This window comes from Klebsiella sp. K5-306, assembly GCF_051835185.1.
GTDB classification, from domain to species: Bacteria; Pseudomonadota; Gammaproteobacteria; order Enterobacterales; family Enterobacteriaceae; genus Klebsiella; species Klebsiella oxytoca.
Map to the genome: position 1 here is coordinate 54,127 of NZ_JAIFJY010000022.1, position 24,312 is coordinate 78,438.

Below are 24,312 nucleotides of genomic sequence, written 5' to 3' on the forward strand. Positions count from 1 at the left end.
GACAACTTGTACACCACAAAGGATATTCATCCAAAAGCAGTTATTCAAAGAAGTCAACGCCCTGGGTTGGATCTTCCGCTTGCCTCCACCAGACTTACATCATCACGAAGCAATGTCACCATCGCTTCATGATGTGCTGTTATCTGCTGATCGTCCCAGTTTGTATTTCGGGTGATTTCCGCCATTCTCTTGAGCTTGGGACTTTGAAGTTCAATTGTATCCTTGAAGTTTTCGGCCTTTGCTCTGGGGAGGCTATTGCTGAATTTTGAGTTCGCGCTGACGCTTACGAGCGCGAGGTTGCCAAGCAGGTTAAGGCTAGAACCTGAAACAACCGCGCCCGACTGTTCTTTGTCAGGATGCTGTGGATAGAAGTGCTCAATGGAAGTTCTGAACTGAAATTTGAAATCTCGTTTTGAGGAGTCACTCAACAGAAGATAGTCGAGATACGAAAAGACGATACGGCTGATACCAAACCCTTGTGGTTGCTGATCTTTCTCAAAGGAGAATGTCTCTTTAACCTTGCTGCGGGCATATCCCTTCAACAAATCGGCAAGATCCGCATGTTTCACGTCTCGAGGGGCTTTAACGGAGAGCCAGCGAAGAACTTTGGTAATCCAGTGCATCGTTCGCGGAGAAGTGTAGGTAATCCGAAGCATGGACTGAAGCAGCAATACATCTCGGGTATGTGGGTCAGCACTCCCGTCCTCCTCTAAGCTTCCATTGCTGGCCGAGAAAACATGGATGTACGTCGGGGTTGGCTTCTTGTCCCCGCCTCCTTTTTTCAGTCGCTGGAGAGACCAATCGCCATCGTCACCGATGTTTGCCGTGAATTGACGCTTCAAGATGAAGCCATCGAAGAGGTTGCGGCACTTGAGAAGCATAAATGCAAAACTACGCACCCAATCGGCTTTAGCATCGGGTACATTATTTACGGCGTCGTCAAATGACTTGATGAGGCGCTTGTCGTCAAGCAGGCCTTCGTCTTCGACCTCATCGCCTTTCATAATTCTTAGAACGTGTAGCAGAAAGGCCGGAAACTCAATAGTCGAACGAAACCGCTCGTTGCCCTCGTCTTCAGTGGAATTTGACTCGAGCTCTTTAGCGTATTTTGACAACGCCTCATCCAAGGACAACGATACCCCTTCGGAGGATTGCCTTGATGAATTGATGCCGGATTGCGGACGACTTTCCATTAGCGAAGAGAAGCTGGTCACCTCCAGCCAGGACCATTCATCACCAAATACTTTGTTTCGCAAACTTGTGTCACCACGGGTCAGAGACATCTGGACATAAGAATCCATGTCAGCACAGGAATCCCAAACCCACGCAAAGCATTCGCGTTCATATTGATTGGGCAGTTTGCTCATCAGGCGAGCCTTAACAATATCAACCTGCTTGAGTTGCTGCCCACGAGTGTTCATGATCTCGAAGTAGCGATTGAGGTCGGTATTGGGTGGCAGCGAGGCACGGACGACAGTCACCTTCGTTAGCAAGAAATCGGAGAATTTTTCGCGTGAGCGATTAAGGTTTTCATTTTGTTTGAAGAACTGATTGATGATGCTGTAGCCTTCATGAATGCCAGCATCTGCATTACTCGTGGAGCCCTGCGGTCGAACGTGCTCCTTAGCCGCCTCCTGTGCTACTCGCAGCAGGGCCTCAGTTGCCCGTGCGCGCGACTCATATTGCAAGTGGCCTGCATGGCCAACCGACGGCTTCTCACCCTCACCGTCTTGCTCCAGGAAGGTAAGAAGCAGATAGAGGGTTGTAAGTCGTTGTTGTCCATCTATGACCTCGAACTCATCCTCTCTACCCCGCTTGATTACAACAAGGTTCCCAAGAAAATAGTTGTCCTGGCCCCCTACCACCGAGTCTTGAATATCGCTAATAAGTTGCTCAATCTGTTCGGCCCGCCAAGCATAGTTCCGTTGATAAATAGGAATCAGATAATTGTCAGTGAATAACTTGCCTACTGTTAACAGTTCAGGTTTCAACTCCTTCTTGCTCATTGCAGCCCCTTGATAAAAGCAACGAGTTCCTTTTCGTGGTTATCGCTGTATGGCTTACTTGTTATTGGAAGTTTGCGGACAACACTTCCAGTCATCGCATTACGTAGCAAAACAAAAGGCGATTTATTTGCATCGTTTTTACCTCGCGCTCGGTTGTCAGCAGATACAAATTGCACACGAAGTAACTCGACCCGCAAGGCATATGCCCATGCGAATAACCTATTTCGCACTTCATCTACATCTTCATCGCCAAACTTGTTTGTATAGCAAAGCAGCGCGGCAATGAACAATTCGTACACGTAGCGGTAGCGACTTTGAGATGGGCCAAAGTTTTTGAAACCTCTGTCAATAACCTCTTGTTCCAGTATCTTCAATTCGTCAAGCATGAATGTCACCATCTCGAAAAATGAGCGTCCTGCGATTATCGGGGCATCAAGCTGAAAGCGGCTGCGCCCGGCGTTTCGTGCATCATGTGTAGAGGATACCGACCATGCACTTAGAAGTGGCATAGCGGCTTGTGCTGCAAGGTGATATCGCAGATTTGGCGAAAATGACCTGTGGGATCGTGATGAAATGCCCTTGAACATGCCGATGTCCCGAATAGTAAATTCGAGCGAGCTTTCGCCTCGTGACCACTTGGATATCCGGTATAAAAAAGTAGAAAAAAGCCTGTCCAGATCCTCATCGTTTACGGCTTCCCAAGCCTCAACGACAGCCACTTTCATAGCAGCGGACTCATCGTGCATTTCGCGCAGGTGGTGTGCTTTGAGCAAGTCGTGAGGGGCAAGCGGTTTGCCGCGATAGTTCTGGGAATCAAAGACACGAAATGCCTCATCAATATCGTCCGTCACAATACGCACCAACTGACATTTGTGACAGATAAAATCCAAAAACTCTTTTTTATCTTCCAACTGCGACAGGCGCCTTTGAAGCTCTATCCAAACTAGGGAGACAGGAGTGTCGCTGTTACCAGACATCGAAATTTGATGATTTATCGGATCTAAGGCCGCAAGAATCATTCGCAAAGTCAGCAGGCGCTGCTGCCCGTCGACTACATTGAGATACTCACCATCATCGTGAAGAATGATTGCACCCAAAACATAGGGAATATCTTTTCGTTCGGTATCTCGAAGAGCTTCGCTGATATCATCCACCAGTTGTAGAGCAGTCGATACATCCCAACTGTATGGGCGTTGATAGTTCGGTATCCGAAGGCCTTGCTTGAGTAGTTCATCCACGGTGACTGCACTAACACCGTTCTCTCCGTTAATCGCCATTCCTATGTCCCTTCATTGACGCTTTTCTATTTTCTCAGCGTATTTTCCGCAAACTTTATTCACCTATATGGATACTTCGATTCCGAGTGGCGGCTGTCTTGTTCACAATTTCTATCACGAGGTGCTCCTCTGGCGCATATTTAACGATCTGGGGCAAGGGTCGAGAGAGCGGTTCTGATCAAAGCGAGCATCGATGGCATCAGCACAGCGCTGCAATGCACCCGGTTGTCGATACCATGGCATTTGCTGATACGGTCACATGGTATTTGCTATATCTTCGATTCAGCGTCGGCCTTAAACCATAAAAAATGCCATTGATAATGCAGTCATATCATCAATGGCACTCACTAAATCAAATAAAACAATAGGCTAAATAATAGCCTCACTCCCACTCTATTATCAACTGCCTATATATCATATTAATTTACTTAGATTAAATATCAAATAAAATATCAATGCCATGACTAATGCCATATCTAAAAAATATGAACACAGGGTACATCTCCTGCTTATCTCACGCAGCCTAGAAACAGCATTACGATCCGATAAGCTGGCTCATAGCAAGACAGTACCCTCGGGTCGGGGTCTACTTCGCCGTGTAGTAGGGCGTTTCGCATAGCGTAGATCGTTTCAATCAATCCCGACAATAGCTCTTCAGGGGAGCACTGAAACTCCATCGCCCCGACTTGCAGGCGATCGGCTCCACCACGCAGTAGGTCGCGCCTCGGGCGCGGGTTGCAGCCGTCATAGAGCTGCCGCAGCGTCGTTTGCTGGGCTTTAGAGAGGTTCGCAGTAAAGTCTGCATGGCCATAGATCGTGTTCGGCTCATAATGCACCTGAACGTGCTGGAATTTCACGTTTCCATTGCGAACTGAGGTGACGGTGATCTGGATGTTTCCGCCCGCGATCTTCGGTGATGCTGCCAACTTACTGATTTAGTGTATGATGGCGTTTTTGAGGTGCTCCAGTGGCTTCTGTTTCTATCAGCTGTCCCTCCTGTTCAGCTACTGACGGGGTGGTGCGTAACGGCAAAAGCACCGCCGGACATCAGCGCTATCTCTGCTCTCACTGCCGTAAAACATGGCAACTGCAGTTCACTTACACCGCTTCTCAACCCGGTACGCACCAGAAAATCATTGATATGGCCATGAATGGTGTTGGATGCCGGGCAACCGCCCGCATTATGGGCGTTGGCCTCAACACGATTTTACGTCACTTAAAAAACTCAGGCCGCAGTCGGTAACCTCGCGCATACAGCCGGGCAGTGACGTCATCGTCTGCGCGGAAATGGACGAACAGTGGGGCTATGTCGGGGCTAAATCGCGCCAGCGCTGGCTGTTTTACGCGTATGACAGGCTCCGGAAGACGGTTTGCGCACGTATTCGGTGAACGCACTATGCCGACGCTGGGGCGTTTTATGAGCCTGCTGTCACCCTTTGACGTGGTGATATGGATGACGGATGGCTGGCCGCTGTATGAATCCCGCCTGAAGGGAAAGCTGCACGTAATCAGCAAGCGATATACGCAGCGAATTGAGCGGCATAACCTGAATCTGAGGCAGCACCTGGCACGGCTGGGACGGAAGTCGCTGTCGTTCTCAAAATCGGTGGAGCTGCATGACAAAGTCATCGGGCATTATCTGAACATAAAACACTATCAATAAGTTGGAGTCATTACCCTCAGAACCATTGTTAAAGCGGTACTGGGTAGATTTGAAGTCAATATCAGACCCCTCACTCTTATAACGCAGCATATTTAACAATTTGTCCATTTCAGTTCTCTTGCTTAGGTTTCATTAACATATTTTAAATAAGCCACTGTCTGAGTGATTGTGTCTGGTACGCAGAACAAACAGGACCTTCATTCAGTTGCTCCACTCAAACTGTGATTAGCTACTTCCGCTTTTTTCACAAAGCGGACGATATCCCGTTAAAGCGCTTGCATATACTGTAAAACAAAATTCAATACCCGGTAAAAGAAAGCTTGGCTTCCAGCCAGTAATATGAGGTCCTGTTTGCTTGTTGTACTGTCCCCTCATCCGTAGACAAATTTCATCCTCGCAGAGAGGCCTATTAGAAAGTCTTCGGGCTTAATCCATAGAGGAAGTTGTGGCGTCAGATATGATTGCAGGGCACTTCAATGTAATCAAATATATCCTGCCGGGCCATGGCCCGGGCTTGATATATTCACTTCCTTACACGCACTTATATGAGTAAACAAGAAACGATGCTGCCTTAGCATTATCCCAGCAATTGCTACTTTAGACATGCTTTAGCTCTAACATTGGAACAATACTACTCTTTTGTACCTTTGCCGATGTCGGCATGGTACTCACCTTCACAAATTCAATGACAGCCATATGGTAATTTTTTACTAATTTTTGGCGCGCCATTATGAAGTTAGTCGAGTGACCTGCCCCCAGGATTAGATACAACCGTCAGTTAGTAAGGTCGGTTTGTTTACCTTCACATTTTACATTTCGCCACCGTGCTGCAAACTCTGATGGCGTCTGATAATTCAGTGCTGAATGTGGACGACACTCGTTATAATCCTGCCGCCAGTCATTAATGATTTTCCTTGCGTGAACGATATCGCTGAACCAGTGCTCATTCAGGCATTCATCGCGAAATCGTCCGTTAAAGCTCTCAATAAATCCGTTCTGCGTTGGCTTCCCGGCTGGATTAAGCGCAACTCAACACCATGCTCAAAGGCCCATTGATCCAGTGCACGGCAAGTGAACTCCGGCCCCTGGTCAGTTCTTATCGTCGCCGGATAGCCTCGAAACAGTGCAATGCTGTCCAGAATACGCGAGACCTGAACGCCTGAAATCCCAAAGGCAACAGTGACCGTCAGGCATTCCTTTGTGAAATCATCGACGCAGGTAAGACACTTGATCCTGCGACCGGTGGAAAGTGCGTCCATGACGAAATCCATCGACCAGGTCAGATTGGGCGCCGCCGGACGGAGCAGCGGCAGACGTTCTGTTGCCAGCACTTTACGACGTCTTCTGCGTTTTACGCCCAGGCCACTGAGGTGATAAAGCCGGTACACGCGCTTATGATTAACATGAAGCCCTTCACGGCGCAGCAACTGCCAAATACGACGGTAGCCAAAACGCCTGCGCTCCAGTGCCAGCTCAGTGATGCGCCCTGATAAATGCGCATCAGCAGCCGGACGGTGAGCCTCATAGCGGCAGGTCGACAGGGATAAACCTGTAAGCCTGCAGGCACGACGTTGCGACATACCGGTCGCATCACACATCAGCATCACGGCTTCCCGCTTCTGGTCTGTCGTCAGTACTTTCGCCCAAGAGCCACCTGAAGCGCCTCTTTATCCAGCATGGCTTCGGCAAGCAGCTTCTTGAGTCTGGCGTTCTCTTCCTCAAGCGACTTCAGGCGCTTAACTTCAGGCACCTCCATACCGCCATACTTCTTACGCCAGGTGTAAAACGTGGCATCGGAAATGGCATGCTTGCGGCAGAGTTCACGGGCGGGTACCCCAGCTTCGGCTTCGCGGAGAATACTGATGATCTGTTCGTCGGAAAAACGCTTCTTCATGGGGATGTCCTCATGTGGCTTATGAAGACATTACTAACATCGGGGTGTACTAATCAACGGGGAGCAGGTCACGAGCTATATATTGGCAATGTGAGAGTCAAGAGGCTGGATTTACATCATAAGTCTTTCAAGAAGCTACCCACATGTATATCCCCGTCACTGTGGATAAACAATCTATTGAGTCTTATTCATCTGCATAACCTGTGATAAGTAATGTCTCTGAAATCCCCAGATCATACAGTGTGACGAAATGCATGATGTGGCTATGCTGATGACGGAATGATGTTATTCACCCTGGGTTGTGAAAATAGCCTGGATTGGTTACTTGCCGGACGAAGGTCTGAACAGCGCGTAGCGGCAGCAATTGACCTTTAAAAACTGGAGGAGATTAAACCGAATACACTGCGAAATTTGACAAATTGTACTCAGTATACTCGGCTCTAATCCCGATCCATTACTATTCAATCGCCAGATATTTCAGTTCTGCTGCAAGATTATTCCGCTCTTCGTGATGCAATCATGTCAAAAATCAGTTCGTCATTGACATCAATGCAACCATGGTCCCAGGCTGATAACCTGACCAACGATGCAGGTGGGACCGTGGTCCCAGGCTGGAAACCTAAACAATGATGCAGGTGGGACCGTGGTCCCAGGCAGCTAAGCTGACCGACGACGCAGGTGGGACCGTGGTCCCAGAAAGATAACCTGACCGACGATGCAGGTGGGACCGTGGTCCCAGGCAGCTAAGCTGACCGACGACGCAGGTGGGACCGTGGTCCCAGAAAGATAACCTGACCGACGATGCAGGTGGGACCGTGGTCCCAGGCAGCTAAGCTGACCGACGATGCAGGTGGGACCGTGGTCCCAGAAAGATAACCTGACCGACGATGCAGGTGGGACCGTGGTCCCAGAAAGATAACCTGACCGACGACGCAGGTGGGACCGTGGTCCCAGGCAGCTAAGCTGACCGACGACGCAGGTGGGACCGTGGTCCCAGAAAGATAACCTGACCGACGATGCAGGTGGGACCGTGGTCTCAGAGAGAATATTTAGGCCAGTTATGTTTTCTGGCCTGTGAGAAAGGAAATGAAGTAAAGGGAGATAACCGTAGACTAAAGCGTGTCCGCATCAGACTCCTGGTTTCTCAAGCTCCTTAAGAATGGCTTCTATTTTCTCTATACACTCCACAGGAATGCGGGACCTATCCAGATTAAGCACCATTTTATCGCCCTTATACAATGCTGTTGCCCCTGGAGCAAACTGATGACGTGAGCTCAGATTAACCCTTGGAGAGGGAGATTGTTTCAGTACGGATGTTAAAAGACTAATGACCTCTTCAGCTTCAAAGATTAGTCCCGCTTTCTTCTGATCGTGGAGAGTCTCAGCCTGCTGCTTCAGTAATTCTTCTTTATCTGCAAAAGCCTTCTGAAGGGCTTCACCTGACCGGGCAGACAGTTCTCCAGGATGTGCAAACAGGGCAACAACGGATTTAGGCAGTTTGGCCGTATTAATACAGCGGGTAATGATCTTACGAGAGATGTTTTCCGCATCGGCAAGCGCAGAAATATTTCCTGCAAACTCATTCTGCAGCCGGCTTGTATAACGCAGGCCACGTTCATAAGCACTCGTCGGCCGATAATCGTTACCCAGTCGGGACAATGCAGCCATCTGCTCATCGTCCAGTTCACCAACCAGAACGCGATAATCACTTTCCGTCAGGATTGCGGCTTTACGGCGACGGCTGCCGTCTGCAATTTCTATGACATCAGAAACCCGGCGGCCGAAAGCTGGAGTCTGCTGACCGGTCAGTAAAAATGAAGGAATGAGATCATCCAGAGCATCTTCGGTAAGTAGTTCCTGATCGCGCTCATTGCCTGACCATACGCGTGAAGCGCTCTCAACAGAGTCTCCCCGGAGCACCTCAAGGGTAAATTTTACTTCCCGTCCACATACCGGAAGAGAGATAGCATTACCTCGGGCCATAGCACCCACGCGCGCAATTAATGAATCCACCATAGGTGCGGCTGGCGCCGGTGATGAAGTATCTTCAGTCGATTGAGTATGTGTGGTATGTCTTGGAATGACAGGAGCACGCTTCATTATCTAATCTCCCAGCGTGGTTTAATCAGACGATCAAAAATCTCATTGCAAACAGGTTCCCATATAGAGAGGGCATTACGCCAGGCGCCAGTTGAAGAACGTTGATCAATAGCCTGTTCAAAAACGGTTCTCATACGGATCTGACCTTTACCGACTTCATCCGTTTCGCGCACAACATTTTTAAGGACCATGCTTCCCCAGGCATCCCGAATTTGTTCTTCCATCCACGGGGACTGCGAGCCGTTATTATTACTGTATTTAGTAAGCAGAATACGGACATCTGGCTCAAAGCCTTTAAGATCCACGTTCTTAAGCAGGTCACGCAGCATATCGAAAAACTGCAGTGCGGAGGTGTAGTCGAAAAGCTCTGCCGGAGTAGGGACAATCAGTACATCAGCAGCGCATACAACATTTATCGTACCGATACCAAGGTTGGGTGCACTGTCGATAACTATCACGTCATAATCATGAGCGATAGTTTCAATGGCCAGACGGAGCATCAGGTGCGGGTCAGCAGGTAATTTGCCTTCGTCAAATTTCCCCATCAGCTCGGTTTCAATGCGGTGCAGTGCCAGACAGGACGGGATGATATCAAGGCCAGGCCAGCAGGTGGGCTTTATAGCGTAGCTGGCGTCATCCTTTTCCCCAAGATAAAAGGGCAGGAGAGTGTCCTCAGCATGAATATGAAGATCGGGCACCCATCCGTGATACATAGAAGCAGTTCCCTGTGGGTCATTGCCTTCAACAAGCAGAACACGGAGTCCTTTCAGAGCAAGATCCTGAGCCAGGTGAACGGATACTGAGGTTTTGTAAACACCACCTTTGTGAGCAGCAACACCAATCACCGGCGGAAACGCATCTTCAGCACGGCGCAGTCGTGTACCAAATACATCCCGCATGTGATTGATTTGCTCGATGGTATAACCAACGCGTTGCTCAACTCTCCCACGGGTTTCCATATCAGGGTGCGGCAGCCGGCCAGCTTTCTCGGCATCCCTGATAGCCTGAGATGACACGCCAACTAAATCAGCTGCTTCACCAATCCTCCAGCGCCGGGTTATTTTCCGGGCTTCCGGACTGTCATCATTAAACTGCGCAATGGCGATTGCTTTCGTCATTTCATGACCAGCACTTATGCACTGGTTGAGTGTATCCATGAGTCCCATACTGAACATCCTTTAATCTTCACTTTGCATTATTTTATTAAATCTTGGAATTTATTGCAAAGCAACGATAAAAACGCAAAGTGCACGAAAAAGTGCAAAGTGAACCGCATTGGGTGATGCAAAGAACGCAGGGGATTACAAAAGAGTACATACCGCAGTCAATATTAATCACTGCCGCTCGCCGCAGTAAGCGATCTCACGGAGTGAGAAAGCGGCGAGGAAGCGGAAAATCACAGAATTCACAGATTGCACGTACGTCGGGTTGCTAAAGATGGCTCTGGATAAGCCAGTTATAATGAAATTGACTGCGGTATGTAATATATTGACTATGGTATGATGCTTACCGCATCTGTGTCGAGAAAGAGGAAAGACGACTCAGCATACCGCAGTCAATGTTTCATTGTTGTACCTGTAGATCTCAATCTTCCAGAGCGTATTCAGGAAAATCAGGCCAGGGTTCTGGATATCTGGTATGGCGCTTCCGGCCTTGTATCTGGGTTATTCATGGTCTCGATCCAATAATTGATCCCAAGGAGATCATAGTGAGATCCAAAAGAGATCCCCGGATCGCTCCAGCATGCGCTGTAACTGGCTTTAACGTCTGTCTGGATCGACTGCGGAATGTAAAATGTTGACTGTTATATGCATAATCTAATACTGTGATATGCAACGGTATTTACAGAGGTATGTATATCCGTTGACTGCGATACGTATTACTACATCCTTTTGTGGATAACCGTTGAGGATCAAGATGACGAGCGAAAATAACAGCTTACTTCTGAACCTTCAGGAAGTTGATAAGACAACCGGCGAAGTTGTTAAGCTGGATGTCAACAGCACCAGTACCGTGCAGCCAGTAGCGCTCATGAGACTCGGTCTCTTCGTCCCAACTCTGAAATCAACAGGGAAGAGCAAGGCGAACCGGAAAAACGTTACAGACGCGACTGAGGAGCTTGTACAGCTGTCCATTGCCAAAAGCGAAGGGTACACTGACGTTAAGATCACCGGTTCGCGTCTTGATATGGACACGGATTTTAAAGTCTGGCTGGGGATAATTCGCTCCATGTCGGAGTATGGGGTAAAAAGTGACACCCTGGAACTGTCGTTCGTCGAATTCGTTAAGATGTGCGGATTTGACTCCCGTCGTTCAAACAAAAAAATGCGCGATCGCATCAGTAATTCCCTGTTTAAACTCGCCTCGGTTACGTTGAAGTTCCAGAGCGAGACCAAAGGATGGACCACCCATCTGGTGCAGTCAGCCTATTATGACATCAACGAGGATATCGTTGAGATCAAGGCTGAACCTAAGCTGTTTGAGCTTTACCACATGGACAGAAGGGTACTGCTGCGGCTGAAAGCCATTGACGCCCTGCAGCGCAAGGAATCAGCCCAGGCGCTTTATACCTACATCGAAAGTCTTCCCCAGAATCCTGCACCTATTTCCATGAAACGGATGCGTGAGCGGCTGAATCTCACCTCAAATGTCTATACGCAGAACCACACGGTGCGTAAGGCGATGGAGCAGCTGCGGGATATTGGTTATCTGGATTACACCGAGTTTAAACGTGGCCGAGCCACCTATTTCAGCGTGCATTATCGCAACCCCAAACTCATCAGTGGCCCTGTGAAGGTTCCGCGCAATGAGGAAGAAGAGAAGGCGCCAGAGCAAAATTATGACGAAGTCATTAAGGCGCTGAAGGCTGCGGGCATCGATCCTCTTAAACTGGCTGAAGCCCTCTCAGCGATGAAGCCAGAAAATTGACTGCGATATGCATATCATGACTGCCGTATGCCGCTAAGGACATTCCATTGACTGTGATATGCATCACGCATACCGCAGTCAATATTTATTCTCTATCATGTCTGCCCGGATCGAACAATATTGACTGTAATATGTGATTTCGGGTCTTGATACGCAGATATTGACTACGGCATGCGGGTTTAACGGGGGTATTCCCTGGTCTGTTCACTATTTCATGGGTGATAACATGCCACAGTCAATTTTTCAGTAAAGCTCTATACCCCTTACGAAGATCTCAATCGGATGCTGAGACGGTCATGTTACCTGATGGTATCCGTTCCCCTGTGTACTGCAGATTTAGCCCGGCAGGATGAGACTGCAGCTGTTTGTATAACCCGGCGCCAGCTTCACGCTGCTAAATGCGATCAGGAAACGGGAGCCGGATGGCAGAAAAATGTGGGCCACAGATGGTCAATGACTGTCGCAGTTAACGGGATGATTCGCTGAGCTTTCAGGAAATAACGCACCGTGGGATGCACGGCCAGAATGCCTGCATTGTGCCCTGTCTTGTCTGCGGTATGTTGATGCCTGCAGGATTGCAGGTCACCGGGTAAGACCACGGCGGTTCAGTCATCAGCATGATGGACTGGTGTGCTGGAGCAGGGAGGGGGCTGAATGCGCTCTGCTCCTGTATTCCGTATTAGCGGAATACAGGACGTCATGCCAGGCGTGCCAATCTCAGCCGGCCGGGGGCAGGGAGCGAAGGATCTCCGCGGCATCGCGACCGTCACCGGTAAAGGGAACGGCCAGGGTGGCAGCCATGTCCAGCGCAAATACCCGGGTATAGACTTCCATCGAGCGCGGATCCTTATGCCCGGCCAGTGCCTGGATGACCTTCCTGGGCTGCCGGTGATAAAGCATGTGCATAATATAGCTGTGACGGAAAGTATGCGGCGTCACGGGGATCGAAAAATGCACGCCGTCAGCTTCAGCCCGCTTCACCGCCTGTTTCAGCCAGTTGCGCATTGTCTCATCCGTGACCGGCCATAACGGCTCACGCCGGCGGGGGCGGGTGGTGACCATCCAGCTTTCCATCTGACGCACAAAACTGGCATCCGTCAGCGGCACCAGTCGCACTTCATCTTTTGGTGGCCGCCCGCGCCGCGCGCGCACTTTCTCCGACAGCACCCTAACAAACGGGCGCAGACCATCCAGGTCGAACGATTCCGGGGTGAGCGTCCGGGCTTCACCGATACGGATCCCGGTATTCCACATGGTGGCGAACAACATGTGGTGACGCTGGTCAGGCATATACCAGAGGAGGGCGCTCACTTCCGGCGCCAGGAGGTAAGCCGGCGTGGCACCTGTTGAGGTGGCCATCCGCCGGAGTGCCACCGCGGTCGCAAAATCAACGCCCGGGGCGATCGGCAGCAGGGAGACGCGTTCTGGTGAATTCTGCAGGGGAATGATGCTGTTCATGAGTTATTTTTCACGTAGCGCACGCACTGTTTATGGATACAGGTATTTTGCACCTGACGGGCCGATCCTGCCATGACAATAAATCGCAGCGCGCGGATCCTTTTGTTGTCTTATCCCGCATTATTGCGGGTAAAACCAAATACGTAAAGGATCCTTTTTCTGCTCAGATCCTCCATGAAGCCAGTAATGACGCGGGTTGATGGCTGTTTTACGGTTTTTGGGAGAATTGGAGTAATGCCAGGATGTACATGTTAGGCAGGAAACAGAAGAGAAGAGAGCGCTACGCGATTTCCGGCCTGGTACACCCCTGTAACCTTGCGGGATTTCGCGTAACGCTTTCATAAGTTTACAACAGAAGAGAAAAGATAATTGCTGAAAAATGAAGTCCGTAAGTTAAATAAAAAATCATGATCCGTCCGGCACTATGTACTTAGCTGTCGTTTAGGTCTTAGGTGTTTTTGCTAAATTACGATGGTATCCCTTGTAAGAGTAATCTGGCTTGTCCTGCACATCTTCAGGTGACAATTCAGTGCAATTTCAGGGATTAATCCTTTTGTCGTCTGCAGAATCTCTCTATAAACGGGCTGTTTGTTGGTTCGCCAGAAGGAAAAAATTTAGCGTCGCGCAGATTCAGGCTGTGTTGAACTTTTCTGTTCTGTATCAACAGTTCCTGTCTTAAGCTGATACAATATACCCTCAGTAGAAAATATTGGATAAGGAAACTATGTACCTTCCTGGACAATTTTCTTGAACCTTTCATGCCGTCTCGTCTTGTTCAGATTCAGAACTGCCATACGTTTCTTCAGCCACTGGTTTTCATAAGAAACCATGAAGATCAAGCATTAATGTCTTTACATTTATTTGAACAGATGCGCTTTAATTGTGCCACAAAAAATAAGTCATTGTAAGTTATGGCGATTTTTAATATACAAATCATTATGCATTCTGAATACATGGAAGTGTATAATGAGCGCTTCAGGTCACAGATGATTAGATGTAACAGTTCACTATTCATCATGATTTATTGGAAACTTGTTAAGTTTTATATGATTATGAGATATTGGGATTATTGAGTTCCAGGACAATTCTGATAAGATAGCGATAACCAACACTACCCTGCAATAACCACTCAAGATGAAAATTATGACAAACCATAAAGAAGAGAACAGGTTATTATCATTATATTCTATGGGGATCCTTGATACAAAATATGAAGAACGATTTGACAGATTGACGAGGATTGCCACCAAACTCTTTGATGTACCAATAGCACTTGTTTCATTAATTGATAGAGACAGGCAATGGTTTAAGTCATGTTATGGGCTGAAGATAAAAGAGACAGATAGAAGTGATTCATTTTGTACAATAGCAGTAGATCTTAGTGAACCATTAATAGTGCCCGATGCAAGCCTTGATCCAAGATTCAAAGAAAATAAATTAGTTAAAAATGATCCTTATATCCGGTTTTATGCAGGGCATCCCGTAAGACTGCCAGATGGTGAGATAGCTGGAACAATATGTATTATTGATACAGAACCAAGAATATTAACCAGAGATGACTTCTTATTGCTTAAAGATTTAGCAGAAATCGTAGAGGATGAGTTTAGAATAATAAACGAAGCAACTACTGATCCTTTGACAGGTATATGTAACCGGCGTTCTTTCGCCCTAATGACGGATGAATCGTTAAGAAAAGCCAAAAAAAAGAAAAAAACATTCTGTGTTCTGATCATAGATCTCGATAATTTTAAACCAATCAATGATAACTTCGGTCATTCAGAAGGTAATGAAGTACTTTGCAATTTTGCAGATATGCTGGAAGATCTTAGTAGTTCAAAAAGCGTTGTTGCAAGATTAGGAGGTGATGAATTTGGTGTTCTATTACCCGAGTCAACCTATAAAGAAGCAGAAGAATTCCTTCATAAATTGAGGGCCGGGATTACCAGCTACAATCTTAATTCTCAAAAAAAATACAACATAGATTTTTCTGCAGGGATTATTGAATATGATGAGGAAATTCATACTGAATGCTCTGCTATCATGCAGGATGCAGACGAAAGAATGTATGAAATTAAAAAGGGAAAACGATAGTATATGAAAAAATAGGACATACAGCCCTATTTTTTTTGGCCCCTCAAAAAATCAATCAGTTGATCACCTGACAAAGGCTTCGAATAATAATAACCTTGAAATTCATCGCAATTCATATTTTTTAGCAATTCAAACTGTTCATTATTTTCCACACCTTCTGCGACTATACCTAAACTGAAAGCTTTTCCAAGAGACACTATGCTTCTTACAATAGATAAGTCCCGTGCAACGTGGGCAATACCACTAATGAATGTTCTGTCTAACTTAATCGCATCAAATGGAAATTCTCTTAGATAGTTGAGAGAGGAATATCCAGTCCCAAAATGGCTTTGTTGAATAAATCGAACTTTTGCTGAGTTGAAGGATCAGATCACGTATCTTCCCGACAACGCAGACCGTTCCGTGGCAAAGCAAAAGTTCAAAATCACCAACTGGCCCACCTACAATAAAGCCCTCATCAACCGTGGCTCCATAACTTTCTGGCTGGATGATGAAGCTATTCAGGCCTGGTATGAGTCAGCAACACCTTCTTCACGAGGCAGACCTCAGCGCTATTCTGACCTTGCCATCACGACTGTGCTGGTCATTAAACGCGTATTCAGGCTGACCCTGCGCGCTGCGCAGGGCTTTATTGATTCCATTTTTTCTCTGATGAACGTTCCGCTACGCTGCCCGGATTACAGCTGTGTCAGCAGGCAGGCAAAGTCGGTTAATGTCAGTTTCAAAACGCCCACCCGGGGTGAAATCGCACACCTGGTAATTGATTCCACCGGGCTGAAGGTCTTCGGTGAAGGCGAGTGGAAAGTCAAAAAGCATGGCCAGGAACGCCGCCGTATCTGGCGTAAGCTGCATCTCGCCGTTGACAGTAAAACACATGAAATCATCTGCGCTGACCTGTCGCTGAACAATGTGACGGACTCAGAAGCCTTCCCGGGTCTTATCCGGCAGACTCACAGAAAAATCAGGGCAGCATCGGCAGACGGCGCTTACGACACCCGGCTCTGTCACGATGAACTGCGGCGTAAGAAAATCAGCGCGCTTATCCCTCCCCGAAAAGGTGCGGGTTACTGGCCCGGTGAATATGCAGACCGTAACCGTGCAGTGGCTAATCAGCAAATGACCGGGAGTAATGCGCGGTGGAAATGGACAACAGATTACAACCGTCGCTCGATAGCGGAAACGGCGATGTACCGGGTAAAACAGCTGTTCGGGGGTTCACTGACGCTGCGTGACTACGATGGTCAGGTTGCGGAGGCTATGGCCCTGGTACGAGCGCTGAACAAAATGACGAAAGCAGGTATGCCTGAAAGCGTGCGTATTGCCTGAAAACACAACCCGCTACGGGGGAGACTTACCCGAAATCTGATTTATTCAACAAAGCCTATAAAAGAAATAAAGAAAAAGATGAAACTGGCTAGCACATATGAGTTGTATCAATTCGCGTATATGTTAAAATCACTCACGGACTCGACCTAATCTCCTTTTTTAATTGTTAACACAGGTATTTTTATGTTATTGTATGTTGTTTTGTCTATTTCGCTGGTTTTATTATATGGGATGATAATAAAATATAAAGTGAAGTCAAGGAAATCACAGGGTACTGTAAAAAAGCCTATGGCAATCAGAAATAATAGAAATCTAAAGTAGATTCAAAGAGAATAGCTTTCGGGTATAAATGTAGTTATTCCGTCTTCAGTAAGTTAATGATAAATGCTTTACTCTACCTGATGTTATACAGGACGAGTTTTTCTCACTTTTATCTAATGTGTATATTGTTTTTTCTTTATATCTAAAACTGAAGTCATTGATTCCAGACAGGGCGCGATGACGGTAGTTATCCCGCCTTGTCATCGCACAAGAATACTGAAACTCTACGGCCAATCCGACTGACCAGAATAATCAGAATTATTATTGCACAACAAATTTCATTTTCCTCACGTCAGTGATTCCGGCGGGCGTTAAGTAAAAACGGAGATGTTCTGCCAAATAATTTATGATTTAATGTAGCTCTATATTATTTTTCCCGGAAATTAGTTGCAACAGATATATTCTGTCTTTCTCAATGAGAGCTGGAAATGTATCGCCAGCAGCTGCCAGCAGAGACCATACTTCCAGGATAGCATAGGCCTTTGTATATTCAAGTGCGAAACCTAACCCTTCCAGAGAACCTGCTCTGCGAATATGTTCACATATTGCATTTTCACATACCCGTGTTAAGGCTTCATAACTGAGCGAAAAATCATATTTTTTATCCATCTTAAGCTATCTTCACCCAAATGCAGATATCCGGTTACACGTTGCAATGCGTAACATTATCAATAATAACCCGATTATAACATGAATTTTCGTTTTGTAATGCCGATGTCACACAACATTTTACTCTTTTTTTTTCAAAAAAGAGTGTCTTTATTTTGGTGTACACCTTAGTGTGCGATCGCCCAGCAAGAAATGAATATTCGTTCTATACTAGTGGGTAAAAAACCGCATTACATGCATCGCTTAAAAGTTGCACCATGCATCTGGAGCCTTCACGAGGCTATTAATAACGCATGAATTATCTCTGTAAATCATAACCAGTATCTATCCGAACCATGTCACATTATTTGATTCATACCCGGGATGAGTAAGGCAAGAATAGGTATACTGGAATAGTATGTTCAGTGCCAGCTAATCGGTCAGTGAAGTTGGCGAAAATATAGCTTTATATCTTTTCAATTTGAGGGGAGATCTGCATGGTTAGTCGTAAGCTGGAACGTTTGATTAGCCCTGGAAAGTGGATACATAATCTATCAGTCCTCTCTTTATCGATTCTTTCAGCTGGTATATTTTTTTTGTATTATCTGAGAGCGTATCTTACCTGATTTTTCGGGATAAAATTAAAGACTATACTTCCGATGTGCTTGTTCGCTCTGAATCGCTCCTGGTTCAGACTGAATCTGTCAAGACTGCTGCAAAGTCACATTTGAATATAGGAGACAGTCCATGTACTAATGAAAATATCCTACATCTTCGGGTTGTAGTATGGCCCTATCCGTTGATTAAAGATGTTGGCTACATCATAAAAGGAGAATTAGCCTGTAGTGCTCTGTGGGGGAGTTTACGTCCCACCTTAAGTCTGGAACATTTTGATAAAAAATGGACTTCGCGGGAAGGAGTGTGGCTTTTTGGTATTAAGCTTATGGATGATATATCCGTCAATGGATATATTTCTGAAGGTATTATGGTGACCCTATCACCATTTGTCTTCAGACGATTCGAAACTGATATGTATTCAAAAAACTTTAGCGCTGTTGTCGGAAATAGTAAGCATGACAGGCATTACTTCAATATAGGACCTGATGCTCCTCTTCTTGATCGGCATGATAGCGTTCCACTAAGGTTTAGAGTGTTTAGGGCATGTAGCCTACATTATGATCTCTGTGTTGCAGGAGGTGGGTATTTTACGGGGATATTTTCAGAGCACTGGAGCATACAAATGTTATTAGTAACAGTGTCACTACTTTCCGGTTTAATGATTTATATTATCATTATGAACAGAGCAGAACTCAATAGTTCACTATCTGCAAGGTTTGTAAAGGCTTTGAAAAATGAAGCCCTGTCGCTGGTCTATCAACCTATTTACAGAATTGAAGACGGACAGATCTGCGGATTTGAGGCCTTGCTCAGATGGAAAGATGAAAGACTCGGGAATATTAGCCCTGAAGTATTTATACCGCTTTCTGAAAGGGAAGGGTTGCAGGAGGATGTGACTTTATTCGTCATTAACCATGCTATCCGAGAATTTATCCATACTGCTATTCAGAATGAAATATTTTTGAGCGTAAACATTAATCCAAGCGATCTTGATTCAGAAAAATTCAGGGATAAACTACTAGGATTAATTTCTGAATATAACATCCCATATAAAACAATCCTTCTTGAAATTACGGAGCGTCAAGGAGGGGATTTTGAAGGTATGAAAATTCACATTGATAAATATAAAAATCATGGTGTCAGGTTTGCCATCGATGACTTTGGGACAGGATATTCTAATCTTAATCTGGTAACTGCGCTTGATGTAGATGAAATAAAAATAGACAAATCGCTAACTAGTGCTATTGGTACTGAATCTTTACGATATGATCTTCTTCCCGGACTGCATGAGATGTTCCGCTCCATTGCAGATAAGATTGTGTTTGAGGGTGTAGAGACTCAGGAGCAGGTGAACTATCTGAAGACGTTCTGGCCACAGAGTTATGCTCAGGGCTGGTATTACTCCAGAGCGCTTCCGCTGGAAGAAGCGAGAAAACTTACCATCCGGGAATTGAACTGACCGGCACTTTCAGCGCAAACACTCAGCAATTGCTTGCCGATCAGCTGGTAGAAATTGAAGGGCAGTGTAATCACCTGCTGCTGGCGCAGGGGAAAGCGTTACTGAAAAGTCGTTCTGAACTGCTTAAATAACAGAGAAACCAGGATGTGATTTGATGCAAAACACGGAACAGCGAATGTAATATTTACTGAGATGAGCGAGCTTTGTCTCATAGTACAGAGGAGTCGGGGCTGCCAGTATCCGGTAGACAGCATTATTCGTCTGCAACATAACTCTGCTGGTTGCTGCGGATAACTACTCAGCGCCTTCCAGAGATGGCATTGATGAAAGTAGTAGAAAAAACCTGGAATCTTTGAAGATGTGTCCCTACCTCAGGGGGCTGGAGTGCCATCTGGCCCTAATTCAGCACAGTGCTGCAGATATGTGTTATGTACAAGTAGACACTGTCTTGAAAATCAGAAGTCGTTGAGGGTTGAATGCAATTCCAATATTTGCTTCAGCAGATAACGAGGACCGCTATCTATTGCATCTAGTGAATAGGAAGCCGTTTCCATTTTTCTCTAAAGCAACTGGTGTTGACATCCTGAATTCCTTCAAATGTCTGATATTCCTTTTTTCAAAGCACTAGAAAAATACCCGAAAGCTGTTAATCTAATACATTGACTGACCATACAGTACAGCGTTATTTTGTTGGGTTTACTTCACGTACTTTTTATTGTCGGATACTGTTGGGAAAAGACACAAAGAAGCAAGCCATTAAGCGGAATACTGCGTAGGGTTAGAATATACAATTAACTTTTCCGTGATAGGACTAGTGATAACAATATTTCCAGCATGGGCTGACAGGAGTATAGATGGAACTGCTCTCCATAGGTTAATACATCTCGCAATTAACACGCCCGCATATGCCACAAAACTGACGCCCATTCTCGGAATTTTTTTTGCCATTATCTTTCCTGCGGCCTAATTACTTTCCCCACAACTATGGTTTTTTATTAGAGTCTTCACCACTAAATAAATTATAATAAATTGATTTTATTAGACATCTGTCAGAATCTATATGGTCAGCACGTATTGCATGCTCTAATGTTTCAAATGCTAAATTATGCGCGGCCTCAGAAAATATCCCAGGCCAACCCTTACTCAGCATAGACAGTCCTTTAAGGACTCTTATCTGTATCTCCCTCATACCGGCACCATCGCGCGCGACAGGTGAGAAAAAGTCTTCCAGTAGATCGTTATTCTGAAGTGGTGCAACATGAACTGAAGGATATTTCACTTCTATTTCATCAGATTTATTCTGCGCGTAAGTGGAAAGTATACGAACACCTCTGCCAATGACATCAATGGCGGTTCCAGGATCGTTCACTGCGGGGGAAAGTGCCCGGCAGGCTATTTCGGCCATGACGCTAAGACAAAATCGGGGATCCTGAGCAAATGAACGTACATCCGAGACAATAATCGTCTCAAGTAAATCGGCGCTGATTGATGACTCCTGGCCTTGACTCAGGTACAAAACGGGCATGGATGGATGGATGAAACTGCCTGGCTGCGCCACGAGGTATACATGACGGGGATCATTGGTCAGCAGCTTGCTAAGTTTCACCATATTAATATATTCAACATAGCCAATCTTCTTCGGATAAACTGCAACCGTTCCTTTCGGCTGTTCATTGTTCTCAAGCCATGGATATCCGCCGAGACAGGGATTTCTTGCTCTCGCAATAAATGTTTCGATGGCCGCCTGTTCTACTTTTGCCGTTGTCTCACCTACCCTTCCCAGAGAGGTCAAATGCTGTATCCAGCGAAGCAATGTGATGAGGATTAAGGCAATGACAACCAGTGTGACAATGAATAAAATGACTCTCCCCCTTTCTCCATAAGCTCCCATACTGAGGGCAATAATCCCTACCAGACTGAAGAGAAAAGAACCGATGAAGGTGGCCAGTACATTTTGTGTGGTTACGTCTTCAACAACTAAACGCGTAGCTCTGGGAGTCACATTAGTAGTGGCTGAACCGTAGGCTGTGACCATGATACTCAACGAAAAAGTGGTCACTGCCAGCATACTCGATGCCAGTATGTTCAGAATGTTATCGACTGCTTCCGCACCAACCTTCACGGAAACCGACTCAGGTATCATTGATTTAAAAAGAATTGATAAAAGGGCCGTTATTATCGCGACAATGGCGAATAACGTTGCCCTGAACCATAGCTTTTTAACTGTCTGCTTCAGAATCCATTTCCAGCGTGAAATCATTCTGCATTCCTCATATTGCGGCCGGGATAAATAATTGCCGCCCCCAGGACGGCATGTTGCTATTAACGAACGAGGTGCAGGAAGTGCAGATGTTTTTCGTACTGGTCCAGTATGTCATTAATCAGCTGCTCCTGGTTCCAGCCCATCACATCATAATTTTGACCGCCTTCTTTGAGATATACCTCAGCGCGATAATATCTATGTTGTTCAGTCTGCTGCTCATTATTATCCATCGCGGCGAGCGCGAAGGTCGGTGAGCTATACCCGCGAAGCCTCACTTCATATATAAAATTCAGCTCGTTACCCAAATCGACTTCAAGACGAATACGATCCTCGACTGCGTCACTGATGTGGCTTATCGTCCCCTGCTTGTTCAGCTCTTCCTGAACCAGCGTCATGGCGGGCTGGATGACGTCGTCCATAAAACGTTTCACAAGAGATCGCTTCGGCAGATACGCGATATTGCGTAACCTTCTCTGCCAGGGAATTGGGTTACGTGCAGCCGTAGGAGCAATTGTCGCCATGCTCAGGCTTTCACGCTTGGTCAAATCCCGGCGCAAAGCTTTTAAAAGTCCGTATATGGATATCAGTAAGATCACTGAGAAAGGCAATGCACTCGCTATTGTCACTGTTTGCAGCGCACTTAGCCCTCCGGCAAGGAGAAGCGCAATTGCGACAATGCCCATGAGCGAGGCCCAAAATATTCGCTGCCAGACGGGTGTGTTTGCCACTCCACCTGTTGCCAGAGTATCAACTACCATTGCCCCCGAGTCAGCAGACGTGACAAAGAAGACGATGACCATCGCCATTGCGATGAATGACAGCACGGAAGAGAACGGGAAATGCTCCAGGAAATTAAACAGGGCCAGCGCCACATCCTGCTGAACAGTATTGGCGAGGTCTGTGGCCCCCTGGTTCATAATGAGATAGATCGCGCTGTTACCAAACACTGTCATCCACATTAGCGTAAAACCCGCGGGAACAAACAGCACGCCGGTGACAAACTCGCGAATGGTTCGCCCGCGGGAGACCCGTGCGATGAACATCCCCACAAACGGCGACCATGAAAGCCACCATCCCCAGTACAGTAATGTCCAGCCCCCCAGCCATTTGCTCGACTTAGGCTCATACGCGTAAAGGTTGAACGTTTTACTCACCAGTTCCGAAAGATAACCGCCCGTATTTTCCACAAATGACTTCAGCAGAAGCACGGTTGGTCCCAGACACAGGACCAGCGCCAGGAGCAACAACGCCAGACCCAGATTGAGCTCAGACAGGATACGTATTCCCTTATCCAGGCCGGACACCACTGAAATCGTCGCTAACCCCGTGATGACCACGATCAGAATAACCTGCACCGTTTCATTGATGGGCACCCCGAAAAGATGGTTCAAACCGGCATTCACCTGCAAAACGCCGTAACCCAGCGATGTCGCGACGCCAAAGACCGTGCCTATAACAGCGAAAATATCAACCGCATGGCCTACAGGCCCGTATATGCGATCGCCAATAATGGGATAGAGTGCGGAGCGCAGAGTTAAAGGCAGACCGTGACGGTAACTGAAGAACGCCAGAATCAGCGCCACAATGGCATAAATTGCCCATGCGTGCAGTCCCCAGTGGAAGAAGGTCAGACGCATTGCTTCCTTGGCTGCCGCAACGGTTTCTGGCGTGCCAACGGGAGGCGAAAGATAATGCATTACAGGTTCGGCAACGCCAAAGAACATCAGGCCGATCCCCATCCCTGCCGAAAAAAGCATCGCAAACCAGGAATGGTAGCTGAAATCAGGCTGCGCATGGTCCGGGCCCAGCTTGATATCACCGTAGCGTGAGAGTCCAAGGAACGTGACACTTAGTAAAATCAGGGCCACAGCAAGGATGTAGAACCAGCTGGCATTCGTGAAGATTTGTTGCTGTAGTAGTTTAAAATTTTTGTCGGCGACATCCGGGAATACGGCGGCAAAGGCGACAAGAAGGAAAATTAGCAAAGCAGATGTAAAGAATACCGCTTTGTTAATCTGGCTTGTAGACTTCTTCGGGATTGTATCATTATCACTCATAATCATTTATTCCATTAATTAAATCCGCACTGGATAGACGGTACTACCTTTCACAGAGTAGCAAAGTTCAACTGGCTATGCGGCGTTAATCGGAACGCATGGTGTAATGAGTTCCGATACAAATCATCCGATATTCGGTAATGACTCCAACTTACTGATAGTGTTTTATGTTCAGATAATGCCCGATGACCTTGTCATACAGCTCCACCGATTTTGAGAACGACAGTGACTTCCGTCCCAGCCTTGCCAGATGTTGTCGCAGA

15 protein-coding genes and 3 pseudogenes are annotated in these 24,312 nt (G+C 46.7%); 7 read left to right on the forward strand and 11 right to left on the reverse strand.

The window, feature by feature from the left end:
- Positions 1–53: 53 nt before the first annotated feature.
- Positions 54–2,006: a DUF262 domain-containing protein gene (locus K2184_RS25285; RefSeq protein WP_000037308.1), complete on the reverse strand. Its 1,953-nt coding sequence runs from the start codon at positions 2,004–2,006 to the stop codon at positions 54–56.
- A complete protein-coding gene (locus tag K2184_RS25290) occupies positions 2,003–3,283 on the reverse strand; it encodes a DUF262 domain-containing protein (protein ID WP_004182042.1) in 1,281 nt (426 codons plus the stop codon). The genes K2184_RS25285 and K2184_RS25290 overlap by 4 nt, the downstream gene beginning before the upstream one ends.
- Positions 3,284–4,250: 967 nt before the next feature.
- Here K2184_RS25290 and K2184_RS25295 point away from each other — a divergent pair.
- Entirely contained in the window at positions 4,251–4,526 is a 276-nt protein-coding gene (locus K2184_RS25295) for an IS1-like element transposase (RefSeq protein WP_000179213.1), read from the forward strand.
- A gap of 44 nt (positions 4,527–4,570) precedes the next feature.
- Positions 4,571–4,946: pseudogene (locus K2184_RS25300) on the forward strand (IS1 family transposase).
- A 774-nt stretch (positions 4,947–5,720) separates the two neighbouring features.
- Here K2184_RS25300 and K2184_RS25305 read toward each other — a convergent pair.
- The 3 genes and pseudogenes from K2184_RS25305 to sopA form a co-directional block, all read right to left on the reverse strand.
- Positions 5,721–6,840 (reverse strand): annotated as a pseudogene (locus K2184_RS25305) (IS3 family transposase).
- A gap of 1,128 nt (positions 6,841–7,968) precedes the next feature.
- The gene (locus K2184_RS25310; RefSeq protein WP_004182039.1) at positions 7,969–8,940 is read right to left on the reverse strand and encodes a ParB/RepB/Spo0J family plasmid partition protein; all 972 of its coding nucleotides are present in this window, start codon (positions 8,938–8,940) and stop codon (positions 7,969–7,971) included.
- On the reverse strand, positions 8,940–10,106 hold the full coding sequence (gene sopA, locus K2184_RS25315) for a plasmid-partitioning protein SopA (RefSeq protein ID WP_004182032.1): 1,167 nt from the start codon (positions 10,104–10,106) through the stop codon (positions 8,940–8,942). Before sopA ends, K2184_RS25310 begins: the two co-directional genes overlap by 1 nt.
- A 751-nt stretch (positions 10,107–10,857) precedes the next feature.
- Between sopA and K2184_RS25320 the strand changes: the two genes are divergently transcribed.
- Complete coding sequence (locus tag K2184_RS25320; RefSeq protein ID WP_004182030.1) at positions 10,858–11,868, forward strand: RepB family plasmid replication initiator protein; 1,011 nt, start codon at positions 10,858–10,860, stop codon at positions 11,866–11,868.
- A 717-nt stretch (positions 11,869–12,585) separates the two neighbouring features.
- Here the strand turns inward: K2184_RS25320 and K2184_RS25325 are convergent.
- Positions 12,586–13,326, reverse strand: a complete 741-nt coding sequence (locus tag K2184_RS25325) for a tyrosine-type recombinase/integrase (protein ID WP_001515717.1) — start codon at positions 13,324–13,326, stop codon at positions 12,586–12,588.
- A gap of 1,143 nt (positions 13,327–14,469) precedes the next feature.
- Here K2184_RS25325 and K2184_RS25330 point away from each other — a divergent pair.
- A complete protein-coding gene (locus K2184_RS25330; RefSeq protein ID WP_032430723.1) occupies positions 14,470–15,417 on the forward strand; it encodes a sensor domain-containing diguanylate cyclase in 948 nt (315 codons plus the stop codon).
- Between the two features lie 26 nt (positions 15,418–15,443).
- On the opposite strand, the gene K2184_RS25335 is transcribed toward K2184_RS25330, so the two are convergent.
- Entirely contained in the window at positions 15,444–15,755 is a 312-nt protein-coding gene (locus tag K2184_RS25335; RefSeq protein ID WP_071527918.1) for an EAL domain-containing protein, read from the reverse strand.
- Between the two features lie 19 nt (positions 15,756–15,774).
- On the opposite strand from K2184_RS25335, the gene K2184_RS25340 reads away from it, so the two are divergent.
- Complete coding sequence (locus tag K2184_RS25340) at positions 15,775–16,743, forward strand: IS5-like element IS903B family transposase (RefSeq protein ID WP_068814619.1); 969 nt, start codon at positions 15,775–15,777, stop codon at positions 16,741–16,743.
- A 672-nt stretch (positions 16,744–17,415) separates the two neighbouring features.
- Here K2184_RS25340 and K2184_RS25345 read toward each other — a convergent pair.
- Positions 17,416–17,673, reverse strand: coding sequence for a hypothetical protein (locus tag K2184_RS25345; protein WP_004197688.1), 258 nt, complete (start codon positions 17,671–17,673; stop codon positions 17,416–17,418).
- A gap of 640 nt (positions 17,674–18,313) precedes the next feature.
- Between K2184_RS25345 and K2184_RS25350 the strand changes: the two are divergent.
- Positions 18,314–18,826 (forward strand): annotated as a pseudogene (locus K2184_RS25350) (CSS-motif domain-containing protein); the annotation flags it as partial.
- 66 nt (positions 18,827–18,892) lie between these two features.
- A complete protein-coding gene (locus K2184_RS25355; RefSeq protein WP_004178087.1) occupies positions 18,893–19,729 on the forward strand; it encodes an EAL domain-containing protein in 837 nt (278 codons plus the stop codon).
- A gap of 982 nt (positions 19,730–20,711) precedes the next feature.
- Here K2184_RS25355 and K2184_RS25360 read toward each other — a convergent pair.
- From K2184_RS25360 to K2184_RS25370, 3 genes are all read right to left on the reverse strand, one after another.
- Positions 20,712–21,989: a DUF2254 domain-containing protein gene (locus K2184_RS25360; protein WP_004152070.1), complete on the reverse strand. Its 1,278-nt coding sequence runs from the start codon at positions 21,987–21,989 to the stop codon at positions 20,712–20,714.
- A gap of 62 nt (positions 21,990–22,051) precedes the next feature.
- Complete coding sequence (locus K2184_RS25365; protein WP_004178088.1) at positions 22,052–24,049, reverse strand: BCCT family transporter; 1,998 nt, start codon at positions 24,047–24,049, stop codon at positions 22,052–22,054.
- A gap of 151 nt (positions 24,050–24,200) precedes the next feature.
- The coding region (locus K2184_RS25370) for an IS1 family transposase (protein WP_213276154.1) at positions 24,201–24,312 on the reverse strand (112 nt) is incomplete at its 5' end.